Genomic DNA, 17,463 nt, shown 5'->3' with positions numbered 1-17,463 from the left:
TTCCCGGCGCGGCTCCGAAACACTAACCCAGATCCGCAGGCCCTCCGACCAACCCGATCCGGGCCCCACGCACACCCCACCCACCGGAACCCCCCAAGAGGGATGCCGGCCAGCCGGCCGAGCGAAGGAGCCTGACCCAGCGGGGACCGGCCACCGAGACGGTGTCCGTTCCTCCCTCCCGGGCGGCGAGGAAGAACGTTAGGCCAGACCGGCGGCACGTGCAAACCCGCGGTGGACCAGGGCGCCGGCGTCCCCCGACCGGCGGGTCTCGCCGTCGTCCGTCCCCGTCGGCAGACTCCGCCCATGCCGCTCCCCGAGGCCCTGCCGTCCCGCCCCGTCGCCGACCCGCGCGCCGTCGTGCAGGGGGACACCTACCGCTTCACCGTCCTCACCGATGGCCTGGTGCGGATGGAGCACTCGGCGGACGGCCGCTTCGAGGACCGGGCGTCGACCTTCGCGCTGAACCGCGAGCTGCCCGTCCCGGGCTACCGCGTGGTCGACAGCGGCAGCCACCTCGAGATCCTCACGTCGCGCTTCCACCTGACGTACGACAAGGGGCCGTTCACCACGAGCGGCCTGCAGGTGTCGGCGCTCGGCGGCATCACGCACCACGCGTCCGACTGGCGCTACGGGCAGGTGCCCGACGACCTCGGCGGGACGGCGCGCACGCTCGACGAGGCCGACGGCGCCATCCCCCTCGAGCCGGGCGTCGTCTCCCGCACCGGTCTCGCGCTCGTCGATGACGGCGGCTCCTTCTGCTTCGAGGCCGACGGGTGGGTGGCGGCGGACAGCGTCGGGCGCACGGACCTGTACCTCTTCACGTACGGGCTCGACCACGAGGACGCCCTGCGCGCGCTCCGGGACGTCTCCGGCCCCACGCCCGTCCTGCCGCGGTACGCCCTCGGCACCTGGTGGAGCCGCTACCACCGCTACACGACGGACACCTACCTCGCGCTCGTCGAGCGCTTCCGCGAGGAGGAGGTGCCGCTGTCCGTGAGCGTCATCGACATGGACTGGCACCTCGTCGACATCGACCCAGCCCTGGGGAGCGGGTGGACGGGCTACACGTGGGACCGCGAGCTCTTCCCCGACCCGCCGGCCTTCCTCGCGGCCCTCCACGAGCGCGGCCTGCGCGTCACGCTCAACGTGCACCCCGCGGACGGCGTCCGGCGGCACGAGGAGGCCTACCCCGCCATGGCGGAGGCGCTCGGGCGCGACGCCGCGGAGGGGCTGCCGATCTCCTTCGACGTCACCGACCCGGACTTCATGGCCGCCTACCTGGACGTCCTGCACCACCCCCTCGAGGAGCAGGGGGTCGACTTCTGGTGGCTCGACTGGCAGTCGGGGCCGCACTCGCGCGTCACGGGCGTCGACCCGCTGTGGGTGCTCAACCACTTCCACTTCCTCGACAACGGCCGCGACGGCCGGCGGCCGCTGACCTTCTCGCGGTACGCGGGGCCGGGGAGCCACCGCTACCCCGTGGGCTTCTCCGGCGACACGGTCATCTCCTGGGCGTCCCTGGCCTTCCAGCCCTTCTTCACCGCCACCGCGGCCAACATCGGCTACGGCTGGTGGAGCCACGACGTCGGCGGCCACTTCTTCGGCACCCGCGACGACGAGCTGACGACCCGGTGGGTGCAGCTCGGTGTCTTCTCGCCGATCACCCGCCTGCACTCGGGGGCGGACGCCTTCATCTCCAAGGCCCCGTGGGACTTCCCCGCCGCCGCCCGCGACGTCATGGTCGAGCACCTGCGGCTGCGGCACCGCCTGCTGCCCTACCTCCACACGATGAACCACCGCGCCGCCGTCGAGGGGCTCCCGCTCGTCCAGCCGATGTACCACCGCTGGCCGCACGCCCAGGAGGCCTACGGCGTCCCGAACCAGACGACGTTCGGCACGCAGCTCGTCGTCGCGCCCATCACCGAGCCCGCCGACCGCCGCACCCTGCTCGCCGCCACCCGCGCGTGGCTGCCCGCCGGCACGTGGGTCGACGTCATGACCGACCTCGCCTACGACGGCGACCGCGAGGTCGTGCTCCACCGCGACCTCACGACCATCCCCGTCCTCGCGCCGGCGGGAGCGCTCGTCCCGCTCGACGGCGACACCCGCCCGGGCAACGGCACCGCCAACCCCGACCACCTCGAGGTGCTCGTCGTCGTCGGCGCCGACGGCGCCTTCGCGCTGCTCGAGGACGACGACACCACCACCGGCGAGCCCGTCCGCACCCCGCTGTCCTTCGACCAGGCCACCGGCCGCCTCACCGTCGGACCCGCCAGCGGGTCGCTCGACGCCGTTCCCGCGCGGCGCACCTGGACGCTGACGTTCGTCGCGCTCGACGACGCCGCCACACCGGCCGTCATGGTCGACGACGTCGCCCGGGACGCCGTCGTGCGCCGCACCGCCACGCGGACGTCCGTCGTGGTCGAGGACGTGGCGCCGTCCTCGGTCGTGAGCGTCGACCTCGGCCCAGCGCCGACGCTCGCCCCCAACGACGTCCACGACCGGGTCTTCCGGCTGCTCGACCGCGCGCAGGTGGAGCACGTCGTCAAGAACCGGGTCCACGCCGTCGTCACCGCCGACCAGCGGGCGGCGCTGCGGGCCTCGCGGCTCCAGGCGCTCGACCTCGAGCCGGCGCTGCTCGCCGCCGTCAGCGAGGTGCTTCTGGCACGGGCGTGACCGGAAGCGAGCGCGTCGCACGGCAGGCCTCCGGCCGAGCGGTCTCGCGCCCGGGAGGCGGTGGGCGGGACCATGGCGTCCCACCACGGTAGGTCTTGCCCACCGACGAGGAGGAGCGATGACGCTCGACGACGTCCTGGCCGCCGCCGGCCCCGAGGCCGGCACCACGGCCGCCGACGTGGGGGACGCCCTGCGCGCCGCCGGCACCACGCTCGTCGTGCTCGACGACGACCCGACGGGCACGCAGTCCGTGGCCGACCTCCCGGTCCTGACCCGCTGGGAGACGGAGGACCTCGCGTGGGCCCTCGGTCGCAGCCCGGCGCTGTACGTCCTCACCAACTCGCGCAGCCTCGACGCGGCCGCCACCGAGGAGCGGACCCGCGAGGTGGTGCGGGCCGCGCTGGCGGCGGCCGCCGAGCGCGGCGCGCGCGTGACCTTCCTGTCCCGCAGCGACTCCACGCTGCGCGGCCACTTCCCCCTCGAGACCGACGTCGTCGCCGAGGAGCTCGCCGCCGCGGGCCTCGACCGGCCCGACCTCGTCCTGCTCGCCCCGGCCTTCCCCGACGCCGGGCGCATCACCGCCGGCGGCACCCACTGGACCCGCGAGGGCGGCGAGATGGTGCCGGTCGGGGAGTCGGAGTTCGCCCGCGACGCGACCTTCGGCTACCGCAGCTCGCACCTGCCGGCGTGGGTCGAGGAGAAGACGGGCGGCGCCGTCACGGCCGACGACGTCGTCGTCCTCGACCTCGCGACGGTCCGCCGCGGGCCCGACGCCGTCGTCGAGGTCCTGCGCGCGGCCCCGACGGGGGCGGTGGTCACCGTGGACGCCGCCACGCAGGTCGACCTGCAGGTGACGGCGCTGGCGTGCCTGCGCCTCGAGGGCGAGGGCCGCACGCTGCTCTACCGCACCGGCCCGGCCTTCGTGCGGGCCCGCGTCGGCCAGGACGCCCCGGACGTCGTCGAGCACGTGGACGTCGCCGACCGCTCCGGCGCGGGCGGCCTCGTCGTCGTCGGCTCGCACACCGGGCTGACGACCCGCCAGCGCGACCGGCTCGTCGCCGAGCGCCCCGGCACCGAGGTCGTCGAGCTGTCGGTGCCCGTGCTCGTCGACGACGAGCGCCGCGCGGGGCACCTCGACGAGGCCGTCGCGCGGGTCGTCGACGCCCTCGGCCGCGGCGACGCGCTGGTGCAGACGAGCCGCGACCTCGTCACCGCGGACGACGCCGCCGCGAGCCTCGCGCTCTCCCGGTCGATCTCGGACGCGGTGGTCGACGTCGTCGCCCGCGTGCTCGCCGAGCGGCCGCCGCGCTTCGTCGTCGCCAAGGGCGGCATCACGTCGCACGACGTCGCCGTGCGCGGCCTCGGGATCAGCCGCGCCACGGTCGTCGGCCCGATGCTCCCCGGCCTCGTGTCCCTGTGGCAGCCCGCCGACGGGCCCGCCGCCGGCGTGCCCTACGTCGTCTTCCCGGGGAACGTCGGGGACGACGACGGGCTCGCGCGTGTGGTCGGACGGCTGGCAGGCGTCGCAGCCGGCTGACGGTGACCTGCACACCGCGCGCTGGGCACCGCGCACGACGGACTCCCACCGCAGTGCTCTCCCGTCGCTCCCGTGCCGACAGCGGTTCGTGACGGTGGTTCGCGCCGCGTCGACCCCGGCCGCCGGTGCGACACTCGCCACCGTGGACGCCGACGCAGTGAGCGCGGGCACGGCGGGGCTCGTCGAGGACCGCGTCCTCGCGGTCCTGCGCGAGCACGGCGCCTCCTTCGCCTACCTCCACGGCAGCCGGGCGCGCGGGGACGCCCGTGACGACTCCGACGTGGACGTCGCCGCATGGTGGCCCGCGGACCCTCCGCAGGCCTTCGAGGTCCTGCTGCCGCCGAGGGTGGACCTGCTCGTGCTCAACACCGCGCCCCTGCTCCTGCGGGGACGCGTGGCAGTCGAGGGCCGGCTGCTCTTCGAGGAGGACGCCGCTGAACGGGTCCGCTGGGAGGCGACCACGCGGACGATGTACTTCGACGAGCTGCCCCGCCTTCGCCGGGCCGACGCGGAGTTCGCCGAGGAGGTGCTTCGTGGTCGATGAGACCCGCGTCCTGCGGCTGCTCCGGTCGGTGACGGATGACCTCGCGCGCCTGGAGAGCGAAGCGGACTCCGACGACGTCCGGCGCCAGGACCCGATGTGGCTCGCGGGCGTGAAGTACACCTTCGTCACCGCCATCGAGGCCTGCATCGACGCGGCGCAGCACATCTGCTCCGCCGAGGGCTGGGGGCCGCCGGCGGACAACGGCGACGCCGTCCAGCTGCTCGGGGCCCACGACGTCCTGCCCATGGCGATGGCTGACGCCGTGCGGCGCGCCGTCGGATTCCGCAACGTGCTGGTGCACGACTACGCCGATGTCGACGACGGTGTGGTCGTCGCTCGGCTCGCCGACCTCTCCGACCTCCGCCGCTTCGTCCGCGAGCTCGCCGCCTGGCTCCAGCGCGCCGGCTGAGATCGGCGGCCGGCCCGACGAGACCGCCGCCGACCACGACCAGCGCGGGTCGTGGCTCCGTGAGCGTCGCGGCGGTCGGTCGGAGGCGGCGCCGCACGCGTCGCCGCTCTCCACCTCAGGACGACCCGACGGCCGCGGAGGCCGCCGGGGCAGCGGCTCGACCGTCGCGCGGGCACTCAGCGGCGCAGGTCTCGCAGCGGCGTCCGCAGCCCGGAGGGTGTCGTCGCCCAGTCGTACAGCGACCCGCCGGCCGCGCCGGTCGCGCGCACGGCCTTCGCCATCGACCGCACGTCGGCAGCCGTGGTCGGCGAGCCGATGACGTGGACGGGGAGGCGGGCGTCACGACTGACCTCACGAGCCAGGCGGACGTCGCTCGCCGTGTAGGCGCCCGCCTCGACCTTCCCCTTGCGGTAGACCCAGTACGTCATCGTCGCGAGGGCGTCGACGTGCGGCCGGATGGCGGCGAAGGGGTAGTCGGGCCACCAGTCCTTCGGCGCGTACTGCGCGAGTCCGGTGGGGCTCGGCGTGATGGCGACGAGCGGCTTGGTCGTCACCGCCCGCGTGCGCTGCACGAGGCGCACGACCCGGCGGTTGCGCTCGGCGACCGACCGGACGGCCGTCGACTCGATGTCGACGCCCACGCCGTCGACCTTCTCGCCGGCGGCGGCGCGCAGGTGCCGGGCGTCCCGCTCCTCGTCGGTGTGCGTGGGCAGGTACCAGAGCACGACCTTCATGCCCCGGTGGTGGGCGCGGTCGACGAGGCTCCGCAGGCGCGCCGGGTCGGCGAGCGTGGCCGAGCCCGGCCGAGAGCTCTGCAGGTACACCGTCTGGACGCCGGCGCTGGCCATCGTGTCGAGGGTCGCCGCCGTGACGGCCGGACGCCGCGGCGTCCAGTCGTAGAGGTCGACCCACGCGCCGAGGCCGGCGAACGGCGAGCGGGGCGCGGCCTGCGCGGAGGTGGCGAGCAGCGCTGGTGTCGTCGCGGCGAGCGCGCCGGCGGTGAGCAGGGCGCGCCGGGACAGCACGGTCGGAGCGCCGGCCGGGGACGGAAAGGGGGTGCGCACGATGGCCTCCTCGGGCAGTCAGCGCACCATCGGTGGGACGGCGGCCCGGGTGTGGCGAGACCGCGACGCCTCACCCGCCTGCGCCCTGATCTGTGGGCAGTGCAGCTAGGCAGAGATGGCCGAGGCTGCCTGCACAACGCCCGGAGGCATCGCTCGGTCGAGCCGCCACGTGATGGCCATGGGCCGCTCGCCCCGGTGCTCGACGTACTGCGCCGTGCCGAGGCATGTGAAGGGGGCGGCGCCGATGGCGTCGGTAGGGGCGTCCCGCGTGAAGAGCACGACGTGCGAGCCGCCCTCACGGTGGGAGACGTACCGCCGACCGGAGACCGACGTCTCCGACGTCGCGTTCTGGCTCTCCCAGTGGAAGAGCGACGAGGAGAGCGCGTAGTCCCGGTACATCGTCGACGGCGTGAACGAGGCCTCGTCCTTGCGCAGGTTGATCATGAGGGCGTCGACCTGCTCGTCCTCCGACCAGGCGACCCCGGTGATGTTGCCCCGCGCCGACCTCTCCCACGTCGCCCATCCGAGGCCGGCGAGCAGCTCCTCACGCCGGTAGGTGGCGTGCGACAGCACCGGGAGGTGCCCGAGGCCGGGCAGCGGCCGGGCGACGTGCTCGGCGCGCGCGACCGCTCCGGCCATGAGCTGCCGGACCTCCGCGGCCACCGCCGGCTGGCTCCGGAGGACGGCGAAGCCGGCCTGGTAGGAGGAGGAGAAGTCACCCTTGTTCGGCCACAGCGCGAAGAAGAGCATCCTGGCCAGCGCCTGGTCTCGGGGGCCGAGCTCCTCGTAGCCGGGTCCGTCAGCGTCGGCCATGCGCGCGTAGAGGTCCGCGCGCTCGCGGTCGTCGACGTGCGCGAGCGCGGACAGCCGGCGGAGGAGAGCCGTCTCACCGTCTGCGCCCTCAGGGGCGGGCAGGGCGCTGGCCCGCAGCAGCTCCGTGTAGCTGCCTCCCTTGCGGTAGACGTCGCTCAGCGGCCTCCCACTGCTCCTGAGGAAGGTGTCGAGGTCCGGCGCACGACCGTCGACCGCGGCGGCGCGGACGTCCCGCACGAGGTCCTTCTTCGTCGAGCGGAGCGAGGAGCGCACGTTGTCGAGCACCAGCTGCTGCGCGACCCGGTCGAGGACGAGCTGCGACCCGGCGGGCAGATAGGGGAAGCCCTGCTCGACGTCCCGCTGCAGCTGCTCTCGCGTCGTTCCCGTGAGCGCTCGGTAGCGCAGCTCGTGACGGAACTCGGCGCGGTGGTGGCCGATGAAGTCGAGCACCGTGAGCACGGCCTTGCCCGGCGCTCGGCGGAGACCCCGCCCCAGCTGCTGGAGGAAGACGGTCGACGACTGGGTCGGCCGCAGCATGAGCAGGGTGTCGACGTCGGGGAGGTCGAGACCCTCGTTGAAGAGGTCGACCGCGAAGAGGCACCGGAGCTCGCCGGAGCGCAGCAGCGCGAAGGCGCGCTCCCGCTCGGTCGTCGGCGTCTCACCGGAGACGGCCGCCGAGGGGATGCCGGCGTCGGCGAATTTCCGCGCCATGTACTCGGCGTGGGCGACGCTCACGCAGAAGCCGAGCGCCCGCATGCGGCCGACGTCCGTTACGCGGTCGCGCAGGGCGGCGAGCACGATGCGCGTCCGCGCGTCGTTGCCCGTGTAGACGCCGTCGAGGCCGGCGACGTCGTAGGCGCCCCGCCGGTAGTCGACGCCGCGCAGGTCCGTCCCGTCGGCGATGCCGAAGTAGTGGAACGGGCAGAGGAGGTCGGCTTCGAGCGCTGACCACAGGGGCAGCTCGTACGCCGCCTCGCCGTCGAAGAAGGAGCGGACGTCGACGCCGTCGCCGCGCTCGGGCGTCGCCGTGAGGCCGAGCAGCTCTGCCGGTCGCACGCGCTCGAGGAGCCGCCGGTAGCTCGTCGCCTCGGCGTGGTGGAACTCGTCGACCACCACGACGTCGAAGTGCTCGGGGTCGAGCTGGGCCAGCACCTCGGCCGACAGCGACTGGATCGAGGCGAAGACGTGAGACCACCGGGTCGGCCGGCTGCCGCCGAGGAGCAGCTCGCCGAAGACGCCGTCGCTGAGCGCCTCGCGGTACGTGCGCAGCGCCTGCTCGAGGATCTCCTTGCGGTGGGCGACGAAGAGGAGCCGCGGCTCGCGGCCCTCCCGCTCGAGCCACTGGGCGCGCAGCCGGCGGAAGTCGAGGGCGGCGACGACCGTCTTCCCCGTGCCTGTGGCCGCGATGACGAGGTTGCGGTGCCGGCCACGGCTGAGGCGCTCGACGTCGAGCGCCTCCAGGATCAGCTCCTGGTGGGGACGTGCCATCACCTCGAGGCCAGAGATGGAGACCACCGCACCGCTGGACGAGGAGCCGCTCTCGGCCGCCAGAGCCCGGTCGAGCAGCTCGGCGTCGCGCTCGGGGTCGTAGTCGCGGAACCCCGGGTCGTTCCAGTACATGTCGAAGGTCGCCTCGAACTTGCGCACGAGCGTCGGCGTGGCCTCGGAGGAGATGCGCACGTTCCACTCGAGGCCGTCGACGAGCGCCGACTTCGAGAGGTTGGAGCTGCCGACGTAGCCCGTGTCGAAGCCGGACCCACGACGGAAGAGCCACGCCTTGGCGTGGAGCCGGGTCGTCTGGGCGTCGTAGCGGATCTTCACCTGGGCGCCGAAGCGCCGGACGAGCTCGTCGAGCGCCCGCCGTTCCGTGGCCCCTCGGTACGTCGTCGTGACGACGCGGAGGTGGGTGCCGCGGTCCCGCAGCGCCTGCAACGGCTCTTCGAGCACCCGAAGCCCGTGCCAGCGCACGAAGGCGCACAGCAGGTCGACGTGGTCGGCGCTGCCCATCTCCTGCCGGAGCTCCGCTCCGAGGTTGGGCTCGCCGCGGCTGTTCGTGAGAAGGGCGACGTCGGACAGCGGCGTGGCGGGCCGCCCCTGGGGCCAGCGACCCGCCAGTCCGGGCTGCCGCAGCTCCGTCAGCTGCTCGACCCCGTCGACGAGGTCGAGGTCGTCGCCCGACTCAACGGAGAGCAGGCTGTTGACGTACCCGGCACGGTCGGCGGCGGGCATGTCCGTCAGGCGCTTGCGCACGGCCTCGGCGACGTGGCGCGCGAGGACCTCTGGCGCAGCGGCGTCCGGGACGCGCGCGTACGCCGCTTCGAGCGTCGTCTCCTCCAGCAACCGAGCCAGGCGGCGCGTGACGAGCGACTCGTAGGCACCGGCGACGACGTCCACGGGAGGCACCGTGCCACGCGGAACGCCCGTCGTCCGCCATCTCGGACATCGGTGACCGCTTCAGAGCAGCTCGTGCACAACGACTGCTGCCGCGGCTGCTCCGCGTCGAGCGCCTCGCTACCGGCGGAAGGCCTCGTACCGGAAGGCGAGGGCGTCTCGATCGGGCCTGTCCTGCCGGCGCGCCGGCAGGGTCAGGGCGCGTCCGTGCATCTCCTGCAGCCCGTGCCGCAGCATCGGACCGTCGACCTCGGTGAGCAGCTCGTCGTCGAGCTGGACGACGTGGTCGGGAGTGATGCCGAGCAGGTTGGCGTCGTAAGCGGCGTGGTGGATGGAGCACAGGCTCAGTCCGTTGCTCACCACAGCGCGGCCCTCGGGGTGGCTGTCCGGGTAGATGTGGGCGGCCTCGAGCAGCCGGCCGTGGGCGAGGCTGCAGATGCTGCACCGCGTGGCGTACGCGCGGATGACCCGTCCGCGGAAGACGGGCTGGTGCAAACGCTGGCGAGCCGTCCGGACGGCGTAGCGCCGCTGCTCCTCCGTCAGCGACGTCGGGTCCTCGATGTCGCGGAAGTCTTCGTCCAGCGCGATGACGAAGGTCTGCGTGCTCTCGTCGTCGGCCACGACGTAGACGGGCTGCACGGGCACCAGCACGTTGGGCTCGGTCTTGATGAAGAGGATGAGCGGAACACCCAGCTCCATGGCCCGGCGCAGCTTCGTGTTGTCTCCGCCACGACCCCCCTGGCGGTAGGCGTAGTGGAGGAGGCCGTCACCGAGCTCCCTGTCCTCGTACGGACCGCCGACCGAGGTGGTGATGGACAGTGTGGCCGCCATGTGCGCCGGGTTGCGGATGCCGCGGGAGTAGTCGATCAGACCCAGAGGCTCCGCGCCGTCAGGGCAGAAGCCCCGGAGCAGCTGGTCCCTGCTGATCCAGCCGCCGTTCTCCGCCGCGCGCTGCTCGACCCACGCCATCGCGCGCTCGCGGGTCACCCGCTCGACGACGCTGTCCACCAGCGCAGCTCACCACACGTCGGTGCCACGACTCGGAGACTCGCGGACACCTGACCTTGTCGTCGGCTCAGGAGGCCTTCCCGAGGGCCGGTACCTCCACGTCGCCCGCCGCTGGCACCGGCTCGCCGGGGCAGTCGGCCAACACCCGGGCGACGGCGTCCCGCTCGTCGGCGGTGACCCAGGCGCTGTAGGTGGCCTTCACCGCGACCTGCCGGGCGACGTACGCGCACCGGACGCTGCGCTCGGGCGGGAGCCAGGTAGCGGCGTCGCCGTCGCTCTTGGCCTCGTTGACGTCGCCGTCGACGGCGAGGAGGTTGAGCGGGTCGTTGGCGAAGGCCTCGCGGGTCTCGGCGTCCCACTCCCGGGCGCCCTTCTGCCAGGCGTCCGAGAGTGCGACCACGTGGTCGACCTGCACCTCGGGGCTCGTGTCGGGGCCGCGCTCGAAGTCGACGACGACGCCCGAGTAGGGGTCGACGAGCACCCCGGACCAGACGAGGCAGCCGTTGCGGCGGTCGAGGTCGACGTCGTCGAGGTCGCGCCGCAGGACGTCGTTGCGGGTGTCGCAGCCGTTGCCGTCGACGTCCGCCCACCGCTCGCCGAAGAGCTCGCGGTCGTAGCCGGCGCGCGGGTCGCGCTCACGGACCTCCAGCGTCGCGAGGACGTCGAGCGCTGGGCCGCTGACCTCCGACTGTTGCGGGGCGGCGCCGTCGAGGAGGCCACAGCCCGTCGTCGCCAGGACGACGGCGAGCAGCGCGGGGACCAGGCGGGCGGGCACGGGCGCCACTCTCGCGCGCCGGGCGCGACCGCGAGCCGAGGCGCGGCGGAGGTGGCAGCATTAGGACGGCTTCTAGCGCGTCGTCGTGCTGCCACCTCCGGCGTCAGCCCTCGCAGGCGACCCCGTCGCCGTCGCCGTCGCGGTACCAGTCGTACTCGGGGTCGACGCCGCGCACGTACTCGCCGTACCCGGCGTCGAGCGCGTCGCCGCAGGTGTCGAACCGCGGGTCGGTGCCGCCCCCGGCGGGTGCTGCGGGTGGCGCGGGCTCCGGCGCGGGGGCGGGCGCGGGCTCCGGCGCGGGAGCCGGCTCGCGCTCGGCGGTGCCGCTGATGTCGAGGCCCGCGCCGCGCGGGGGCGTGCCCGTCATCGCGGGCGTCGGCAGCGGCTCGCCGGGGCAGTCGGCGAGGACGCGGGCGACGGCGTCGCGCTCGGCCTCGGTGACCCACGCGCCGTAGGCAGCCTTCACCGCGACCTGCCGGGCGACGTAGGAGCACCGGACCGAGCGCTGGGGCGGCAGCCAGGTGGCGGCGTCGCCGTCGCCCTTGGCGCCGTTGGTCGGGCCGTCGACGGCGAGGAGGTTGAGCGGGTCGTTGGCGAAGGCCTCCCGCCGGGCGGCGTCCCACTGCTGGGCGCCCTTCTGCCAGGCGTCGGAGAGCGCGACGACGTGGTCGACCTGCACCTCCGAGCTCGTGCCGACGCCGCGGGTGAAGGCGAGCGTCGTCCCCGTGTAGGGGTCGCCGAGCAGGCCGGTGAGGACGACGCAGCCGCTGGTGCGGGCGTCGAGGACGACGTCGACGAGGTCGCGCCGCAGGACGTCGTTGCGGGTGTCGCAGCCGTTGCGGTCGACGTCGGCCCACGCCTGGCCGAAGAGGTCGCGGTCGTAGCCGGTCTTCGGCGCGCGGCCCTTGACCGGCAGCGTCGCCAGCGCGGCGAGCGCCGTCCCCGGTGCCGGGGCGGGCGGCTCCGGCGTCGCCGTCGGGGTCGGGGTCGGCTCGGCGGGGGGCTCGGGCGTCGCGGTCGGCAGCGGCTCCGCGGGCGCCGGCGTGGTCGGCGCCGGGCTGGGCGGAGCGCTCGTGCTCGGCGCGGGGACGGGCGCCGAGCTCGCCGGGGCCGCGCCGCCCGCCGGCGCACCGGCGTCGACCGGGACGCCGCACGCGGCGAGCGCCGCGACCGCGAGCGCGAGGACCGCGCCGCGGGAGCGGGAGGAGGACGAGGGCACGCCCGACCCTCGGCCGCGACGGCACCGCAGCGGGGCTGCCACGCCGGGGGCCGTCGTGCCCGTCACGCGCGTCAGTACGTGAACCGGCCGACCGTGCCGCGCAGGACCGCGGCGCGGCGGGCGAGGCCGTCGACGGTCGTGCGCGTCTGCGTGAGGGAGTCCGAGGTGACGGCGGCCGCCGAGGACACGTCCTCGATGGTCGCGGCGATCTCCGCGGACGACGACGCGGCCTCGGTGGCCGAGCGGACCATCTCGTTCGTCGTCGCCGTCTGCTCCTCCACCGCCGACGCGATGGAGGTCTGGTAGCTGTCGATCTGCTCGATGACGGCGCCGATGCGCCCGATGGCGTCGACGATGCCGGCGGTGTCGCCCTGGATGCCGTCGACCTGGCGGGCGATGCCCTCGGTGGCGCGGGCCGTCTCCTGCGCGAGGTCCTTGACCTCCGCGGCCACGACGGCGAAGCCCTTGCCGGCCGCGCCTGCCCGCGCCGCCTCGATGGTCGCGTTGAGCGCGAGGAGGTTGGTCTGCTCGGCGATCGAGGTGATGAGCTTGACCACCTCGCCGATCTGCTGGCTGGACTCGCCGAGGCGCACCGCGGTGGCGCTCGTGTCGGCGACGGCGCGCACGGCCTCGGCGGCCACGCGCGCGGCCTCGTCGGCGTTGCTGCTGATCTCGCGGATCGACGCGCCCATCTGCTCCGAGGACGACGCGACCGTCACGACGCTGCGCGTCACCTCGCCGGCTGCGGACGACACGACGGTGGCGCGCCCGCTCGTGGCCTCCGAGGACTCCGCGATGCGCGCCGACGAGCTCGAGAGCTCGTCCGAGGAGGCCGCGACGGCGTCCGCCGAGGCCGCGACCTCCCGCATGACGCCGCGGAGGTTCTGCACGGCCGTGTCCATCGCCGCGCTCATCTCGCCGAGCTCGCAGCGACTGCCGTACCCGCTGGCCTTCGTGAGGTCGCCGTCCGCGAGGGCGAGGGCGACGTCGCGGACGTCGCGCATGCCGCCCTCGATGCCGCGGGAGATGAGGACCGCCGCGGTGACGGCCAGCGCCGTCCCGCCGACGACCAGCACGGCGACGAGGACCTGCACCAGCCGCTGCTCCCCGGCGAGGTCGTCGGCCGACGCCCGGGCCTCGGCGAGGACGTCCGCGCGCAGGTCGTCGACGGCGGCGCTCGTCGTCTCGATGAGGGGGGCGACCTGCTCGTCGTTGGCCGCCAGCCAGGCCTCGTCGTCGCCGGCCACCGCGAGCGGGCCGAGCGTCGTCTCGACGAGGTCGACGTAGCCGTCGAAGCCGGCGACGGCCTCGTCGAGGGCGGTGCGCTGCTCGTCGGTCAGCTCGCCGGCGCGGACCTCGGCCGCGGCGGTGTCGAACTGCACCTGCAGCTCGCCGACCCGGTCGAGGGCCGCCTCGGCACCGGCGCGGTCGACGGCGATGACGGCGTCCCGCACCGCCACCCGCTCGTCGCCGAGCAGGGCGCGCATGTCACCGATGGTGCCGATGCGCTGGAGGTCCACGTCGGACAGGGTCTGCACCTGCGAGCTCGCACGGGCCGACGCCGTGAGCCCGACCGCGCCGACGCCGAGGGCCACGAGGGCGCCGAGCAGCGCCGTCGCGACGATCTTGCTGCGCGTGCGCTGGTCGTAGATCCACTGCAGCACGGGTGGACGGCGCGGGCCACCACCGGGCGCGCGGCAGGTGAGGTCGGCGCTCATGGGGCCTCCGGTGCTCGACGCGGCGCACGACCGGCTCGCGGCGCCACGCGCCGCGACGGGTGGGTGAGGTGCTCCGCGGTGTCCTCACACCCAGCAACTCCTTCGGCACCTCGGCCACCGCCTTGAGCGTGGACGCGTCGACGACGCCGAGCGGCGTGGCGGGACGGGCGCGGAGCTCGCGGGTCGGCACGCCGCGACGGCGGCGCGAGCGCGGACTTAGGGGGGCGGCGGACGGCGCGTCGGCCCGCGAAGTCCGCGGCCGCCGACGTCGGGGCCGCGGCGTCCGGGCTCGGACCCTCAGCCACCGCCTGGCGCGCGGAGGCCCGCAGGCGAGAGGCTGTGCCCGGCCGCGCAGGGTGCGCGCGCCGCGAGGAGGTCCGGTGTTCGTCGCCACGGTCGTGCTGTCGGTCCTGCTCGCCGCGATGCTCGCCTTCTCCGCCCGCGGGAAGCTCCTGCAGGACCGGGCGATCATGCGGACGATGCGCACCGTCGGGGCCTCCGACACGCTCGTGCGCGGGCTCGCCTACGTCGAGATCGCCGCGGCGGTGGGGCTCCTCGTGGGCATCGGCATCGCCTGGATCGGGTCGCTCGCGGCCGCCGGGCTCACCTTCTACTTCCTCTTCGCGCTCGTGGCGCACCTGCGCGTGGGCGACCGGAACGTCGTCCCCGCGGCGGCGCTGCTCGTCCTGTCGATCATCGTGCTCGTCCTGCGGTCGCAGACCGCCTGACGACGCAGCGGCCCCAGCCGCGCCGGTCGACGGCGCCCGCTCACCCGCCGAGGACGCCGACGAGCCCCTCGAGCGTGATGCTCGCGGCGCCCAGCACCGAGAGCACGAGCAGGCCGGTGCGGGCCGCCGACGCGGGCAGGCGCCGCACGAGCAGCTCGCCCGCCACGACCCCGACCGCGGCGGCGACGACGGCGCCCGCCCACAGCGTCCACGGCAGGGGCAGCAGGGCGTCCGGCTCGAGGCGCACCTCGAGCGCTGCGGCGACGAGCCCCACCACGACGAACCACGGCTGCACCGACGCCGTGAAGGAGCGCTGCGGCCACCCGCTGGCGACGGCGTGGACGCTCAGCACCGGGCTGCCGAGGCCCGCGGCGGCGTGCAGGACGCCGGAGCCCGCGCCCGCCGCGACGGCGCGGACCGCCGACGGCGGCGGGGCGGCCGGGGCGAGCTCCTCCCCGCCGTCGCCGTCGGGCACGAGCGCCTCGTCCTCCGGGGACGCCGGCTCGGCCCGCGAGTGGTCGCACCTGGCCCGGGCCCGCGCCAGGTGCGCCGACACCCCCAGCGCGGCGAGGACGAGGAGGCCGAGCACCAGCTCCAGCCACGCCGACGGCACCGAGCGGGCGAGCACGAGCCCGCCGGGCACCCCGACGAGCGCGGCGAGCGTCACCGGCAGGAGGCGCCGCGGCTCGACGTCGCGCCGCACGCGCAGCAGGACGAGCAGCGCCACGATCGCGCCCAGCACGTTGACGAGCACGACGCTGGGCGACGGCCCGACGAGCAGCACGAGCACCGGCGCCGCGACGACGGCGAAGCCCAGCCCCGTGACGCGCTGCGCGGCCGCCCCGACGACGAGGACGAGGGCCACCACGAGGGCCGCCGTCGTCGTCACGGCGTGCACCCTGCCACCGCCGCCCGGGAGCCCGCTGCGCGAGGCCGCCCGGCGCCGCCGGCCGGCCGGTCCGGCGCCGCCGTGCCCCGTCAGCCGGCGAGCAGCTCCACGAGCCCGCGCACGGCGATGGTCGCCGCGCCGGTGGCGGCGACGACGAGGAGGCCGGCGCGCGCCGTCCGCTGGCTGAGGTGGCGGGACACCCGGTCCCCGAGCAGGACGCCGAGGCCGAGGGCCGCGGCGATGCCCAGCCACACCCACCAGGCCAGCGCGGGCAGGGACGACGGGTCGATGGCGAGCTTGGAGCCGAAGGAGACGAGGCCGGTCGTGATGAACAGGGGCTGCAGGGTCGCGGCGAAGGACCGCTGGGGCCACCGGCTCGCGACGGCGTAGACGCTGAAGGCCGGGCCGCCGACGCCCGCCGTCGTGTTCATCGCGCCGGCCGCGAGCCCCGCGACGATGGCGGGCGCGGTCCCCGTGGCCGCCGGCGCCCGGCGCGCGACGAGCGAGGACGCGAGCGCCAGCAGCACGAGGACTCCGACGACGAGCTCGAGCCACGCGCTGGGCGCGGCCTGCGCGAGCACCGATCCGGGGAGGATGCCGACGACGGCCGCGCCGCCGAGGAGGGCGTACCGGCGCCAGGCGACGTCGCGCCGCACGCGCAGGAGGATGAGCGTGCTCGTCAGCGCCGCGCAGACGTTGACGACGAGCACGCCACCGACCGGGCCGAGGAGCAAGACGAGGAAGGGCGCCGTCACGAGCGCGAAGCCCATGCCCGTGACGCGCTGGCTCACCCCGCCGAGCACCACGGCCACGAGGAGGAGCACGGCGGTCGCCACGACCCGCCACCCTGCCACCCGCCCGGCGCCGCCCCCGACCGCGCCGTCCCCGCCGCGTCGAGCCTGTTCGTCGGACGTGACCGTGCACGGTCACGTCCGACGAACAGGTCCGCCGCGCAGGGCGAGAGCGGGGCCGGTCAGGACGCGGCGGGTCCCGGCGAGGCGGGGCGGAAGAGGGCTCCAGCGGGACGCGTCAGGGCCGCACGGACAGCCGCGCCGCCGTCCCGAGCAGCGACACGGCGGCGAGCGCGCCGACGACGTCGCGGACGACGTCGTACGGCGTCACCGCGATGAGCAGCGCGACGCCGGTGGCGCCGGCGAGCACGAGCCCGGCGCCGGCCCAGCGGTACTCGGGCTGGTCGAGGGCGTGGGCGGCCGGGATGCCGTGCACCCCCATGGCCGCCGCCGCGAAGGGCGCGAGCACCTGCGGCGAGTGCGTCGTCACCCCGAGGACGAGGACGACGGCGAGCACGAGGGCCAGGGATCCCGTCGTGCGGACGAGCAGGCGCCGCCACTCGGGCGGGTGGTCGCGCAGCCGCTCCGTCATGCCGCCGTCGGTGCGGGGCACGGGGCGGTGCGCCACGCCGGCGAAGAGCCCCGCGAGCACGAGCGCACCGCCCACGAGCCACAGCCCCCGCGGCAGCCCGAGCCCGGTCGCCGCGGCGGCGGACCACAGGACCCCGAGCGCCGAGAGGGCCAGGGCGCCGCGCCGCCGCAGGACGCGGCTCCACAGCTCGGCGGCCTCGCCGCTCGTCGGCACGTCGGCGTGCCGGCGCGCCCGGACCCGCCCCCAGGACGTCCTCACGGCGACGAGGGTGGCACCGCGGGCGCGGCGCGCGTGGGCGTCGTGCGGCAT

The 17,463-nt window shown here is 75.3% G+C and carries 13 protein-coding genes and 1 pseudogene; 5 read left to right on the top strand and 9 right to left on the bottom strand.

Translation table 11 applies throughout. From position 1 onward, the window contains the following. Positions 1–303 precede the first annotated feature (303 nt). The 4 genes from Q0789_RS11245 to Q0789_RS11230 all read left to right on the top strand — a co-directional run bounded on the left by Q0789_RS11245 (position 304) and on the right by Q0789_RS11230 (position 5,166). On the top strand, positions 304–2,676 hold the full coding sequence (locus tag Q0789_RS11245) for a TIM-barrel domain-containing protein (RefSeq protein ID WP_298805177.1): 2,373 nt from the start codon (positions 304–306) through the stop codon (positions 2,674–2,676). A gap of 118 nt (positions 2,677–2,794) precedes the next feature. Further along, the gene (locus Q0789_RS11240; RefSeq protein WP_298805175.1) at positions 2,795–4,213 is read left to right on the top strand and encodes a four-carbon acid sugar kinase family protein; all 1,419 of its coding nucleotides are present in this window, start codon (positions 2,795–2,797) and stop codon (positions 4,211–4,213) included. A 142-nt stretch (positions 4,214–4,355) separates the two neighbouring features. Beyond that, positions 4,356–4,757, top strand: coding sequence for a nucleotidyltransferase domain-containing protein (locus Q0789_RS11235; protein ID WP_298805173.1), 402 nt, complete (start codon positions 4,356–4,358; stop codon positions 4,755–4,757). Beyond that, positions 4,747–5,166 (top strand): DUF86 domain-containing protein, encoded by a 420-nt coding sequence (locus Q0789_RS11230; protein WP_298805171.1) that lies wholly within the window; start codon positions 4,747–4,749, stop codon positions 5,164–5,166. The genes Q0789_RS11235 and Q0789_RS11230 overlap by 11 nt, the downstream gene beginning before the upstream one ends. A gap of 176 nt (positions 5,167–5,342) precedes the next feature. Here Q0789_RS11230 and Q0789_RS11225 read toward each other — a convergent pair whose 3' ends face one another. The 6 genes and pseudogenes from Q0789_RS11225 to Q0789_RS11200 form a co-directional block, all read right to left on the bottom strand. After that, the gene (locus Q0789_RS11225) at positions 5,343–6,230 is read right to left on the bottom strand and encodes a hypothetical protein (protein ID WP_298805170.1); all 888 of its coding nucleotides are present in this window, start codon (positions 6,228–6,230) and stop codon (positions 5,343–5,345) included. A gap of 105 nt (positions 6,231–6,335) precedes the next feature. Continuing rightward, the gene (locus Q0789_RS11220; protein ID WP_366917726.1) at positions 6,336–9,392 is read right to left on the bottom strand and encodes a DUF3427 domain-containing protein; all 3,057 of its coding nucleotides are present in this window, start codon (positions 9,390–9,392) and stop codon (positions 6,336–6,338) included. Between the two features lie 162 nt (positions 9,393–9,554). Continuing rightward, positions 9,555–10,442 (bottom strand): HNH endonuclease, encoded by an 888-nt coding sequence (locus Q0789_RS11215; RefSeq protein WP_298805166.1) that lies wholly within the window; start codon positions 10,440–10,442, stop codon positions 9,555–9,557. Between the two features lie 112 nt (positions 10,443–10,554). Continuing rightward, positions 10,555–11,178, bottom strand: a pseudogene (locus Q0789_RS11210) (HNH endonuclease family protein); the annotation flags it as partial. 142 nt (positions 11,179–11,320) lie between these two features. Continuing rightward, entirely contained in the window at positions 11,321–12,436 is a 1,116-nt protein-coding gene (locus Q0789_RS11205) for a DUF1524 domain-containing protein (protein WP_298805163.1), read from the bottom strand. Between the two features lie 71 nt (positions 12,437–12,507). Beyond that, the gene (locus Q0789_RS11200) at positions 12,508–14,154 is read right to left on the bottom strand and encodes a methyl-accepting chemotaxis protein (RefSeq protein ID WP_298805161.1); all 1,647 of its coding nucleotides are present in this window, start codon (positions 14,152–14,154) and stop codon (positions 12,508–12,510) included. 380 nt (positions 14,155–14,534) lie between these two features. Between Q0789_RS11200 and Q0789_RS11195 the strand changes: the two genes are divergently transcribed. Next, the gene (locus Q0789_RS11195) at positions 14,535–14,882 is read left to right on the top strand and encodes a DoxX family protein (protein ID WP_298805159.1); all 348 of its coding nucleotides are present in this window, start codon (positions 14,535–14,537) and stop codon (positions 14,880–14,882) included. A gap of 40 nt (positions 14,883–14,922) precedes the next feature. Here Q0789_RS11195 and Q0789_RS11190 read toward each other — a convergent pair whose 3' ends face one another. The 3 genes from Q0789_RS11190 to Q0789_RS11180 all read right to left on the bottom strand — a co-directional run bounded on the left by Q0789_RS11190 (position 14,923) and on the right by Q0789_RS11180 (position 17,412). After that, a complete protein-coding gene (locus tag Q0789_RS11190; RefSeq protein WP_298805157.1) occupies positions 14,923–15,771 on the bottom strand; it encodes a TSUP family transporter in 849 nt (282 codons plus the stop codon). Positions 15,772–15,860: 89 nt separating this feature from the next. After that, positions 15,861–16,607 carry a sulfite exporter TauE/SafE family protein gene (locus Q0789_RS11185; protein WP_298805156.1) on the bottom strand — a complete coding sequence of 249 codons (747 nt, stop codon included), beginning with the start codon at positions 16,605–16,607 and terminating at the stop codon, positions 15,861–15,863. Between the two features lie 193 nt (positions 16,608–16,800). Then, on the bottom strand, positions 16,801–17,412 hold the full coding sequence (locus tag Q0789_RS11180) for a hypothetical protein (protein ID WP_298805154.1): 612 nt from the start codon (positions 17,410–17,412) through the stop codon (positions 16,801–16,803). Positions 17,413–17,463: the final 51 nt, after the last annotated feature.

The sequence above is a fragment of the uncultured Pseudokineococcus sp. genome (genome assembly GCF_947499845.1).
GTDB lineage: Bacteria > Actinomycetota > Actinomycetes > Actinomycetales > Quadrisphaeraceae > Pseudokineococcus.
Note: the sequence above shows the minus strand (reverse complement) of the source record. Positions and strands in the feature narration are given on the sequence as shown.

Bases quoted from the DNA above. Each gene is read 5' to 3' on its own strand.
- Q0789_RS11245 (WP_298805177.1), top strand. From the start codon at position 304: ATGCCGCTCCCCGAGGCCCTGCCGTCCCGCCCCGTCGCCGACCCGCGC.
- Q0789_RS11240 (WP_298805175.1), top strand. From the start codon at position 2,795: ATGACGCTCGACGACGTCCTGGCCGCCGCCGGCCCCGAGGCCGGCACC.
- Q0789_RS11200 (WP_298805161.1), bottom strand. From the start codon at position 14,154: ATGAGCGCCGACCTCACCTGCCGCGCGCCCGGTGGTGGCCCGCGCCGT.